Raw genomic sequence first — 1733 nt, 5'->3', positions numbered from 1 at the left:
CCGGTCGGGGGCGCCGCCGGGGCGCACGTGGTGTCCCAGGCGGCGGCCGGCGAACTGGCCGAGCGGCTGCGCGCGGCCGGCTTCCAGGCCAGGACCGAGCGGGTGGACTACCCGCGCGGCGCCGACCGCAGCGGGCTGCTCGGCGTACGGGTGCGGGTGGGTGTCTTCGGCGGCCAGAACCAGGCCGACGCCCAGCGCAAGACCGTCGCGGCGGCCGGCTTCGACGCGGTCACCGAGTGGACCGGCGGCGACGGCACGCAGGGCACCGGCCTCGCGCAGGTGAAGGTGGCCGTCATCGACCCGGCCGCCTTCCGCGGGAGCCTCACCGGCAGTTACGGCACCCACGTGGCCGGGCGGGAGAACGTCAGCGACATCGCGGCGCAGGCCGGCGCGCTGGTCGCGGTCAACGCCGGGTTCTTCGTCATGGACGGCCGGGACGGGGTGCCCGGTGCGGCGGCGGGCATCGCCGCGTACGACGGGAAGCTCCAGAGCGCGGCCACCAACGGCCGGGTGGCGATGGTGCTGCGCGGCAACGGGCTGCGCCCGGAGTTCCGCCACCTGAGCACCGAACTGCGGGTGCGCGCGGGCCGCGCCGCCGAGGTCATCGACGGCGTCAACCGCGTCCCCGGCAAGATCCGCAACTGCGGCGGCACCGGCGGCGACCTGCCCACCGAGCGCCCGCTGCACGACGTGACCTGCACCGACCCGGATGAGATCGTCCGCTTCACCAGCGAACTCGGCGCGGACACCCCGGCCGGTGACGGCATCGAGGCCGTCATCGACGCCCGCGGGCAGGTCAGCGAGGTGCGCCCGCGCGGCGGCGCGGTGCCGGCGGACGGCAGCGTGCTGGCCGGCATCGGCGAGGGCGCGAAGTGGCTCCAGACGCACGCCACGGTGGGGCAGCGGGTCACCGTCGAGGAGAAGATCGTCGACGAGCGGGGCCGCCGGGTACGGATCGGCCGGGGCGACGACATCGTCAGTGGCGGCCCGCAACTGGTCAGGGACGGCCGGGTGGCCCTCGACTTCGCGGCCGACGGCACCGACCGCCCGGGCGAGCCGACGTTCGCGTACACCTGGGCCCTCAAGCGCAACCCGCGCACGGCGGTCGGGGTGGACGCCCGCGGCCGGCTGCTCCTGGTGACGTCGGCGGGCCGCCAGCCCGGCTACAGCGACGGCCTCGGCCTGCACGAGATGGCCAACCTGCTGCGCTCGTTGGGGGCCCGTCAGGCGATGGGCCTCGACGGCGGCGGCTCCTCGGCCATGGCCGTCGACGGCAAGCTGATCACCATGCCGTCGGACGCCACGGGCGAGCGTGCGGTGGGGGATGCGCTGCTGCTGAAGCGCTGACGCGTTGGAGTGCTGACGCGCCGAAGCGTTGGAGTGCTGACGCGGCGAAGTGCAGAAGCGTTGGAGTGCTGACGTGCGGAAGTGCTGGGGTGCTGACGCGCCGAAGTGCTGAAGTGCTGGCGCGTTGAAGCGCCGATGTGTTGTTGAGTCGCCGTGTCGCCGGGCCGCTTGAGGGTGGCCCGGCCTCCGCGGTGGGCGGGGCCGCAGCCGCCAGTGCGGCCCCCCACCCCATGGCCCGGTCCCCCCTGCGCGCGGGGACCGGGCCGCGGTCCGCCCGGCCGCGATCCCGCCGCTGTCCCGCCGCCCGACGGGGCCGCGCCGCCCCCGCGCCGGGGCCCCCCCCCCGCCCCCCCGCGCCCCCCCCCAGCCCCCCCCCCCGGCCCGCC

At 76.8% G+C, this 1733-nt stretch carries 1 protein-coding gene; it reads left to right on the top strand.

The window, feature by feature from the left end:
• The coding region (locus AAHZ94_RS33655) for a phosphodiester glycosidase family protein (protein WP_349997491.1) at positions 1-1347 on the top strand (1347 nt) is incomplete at its 5' end.
• Positions 1348-1733 lie beyond the last annotated feature (386 nt).

The sequence above is a fragment of the Streptomyces sp. HSW2009 genome (genome assembly GCF_040240285.1).
Lineage (GTDB): Bacteria > Actinomycetota > Actinomycetes > Streptomycetales > Streptomycetaceae > Streptomyces.
This window is presented reverse-complemented; position numbering and strand designations above follow the sequence as displayed.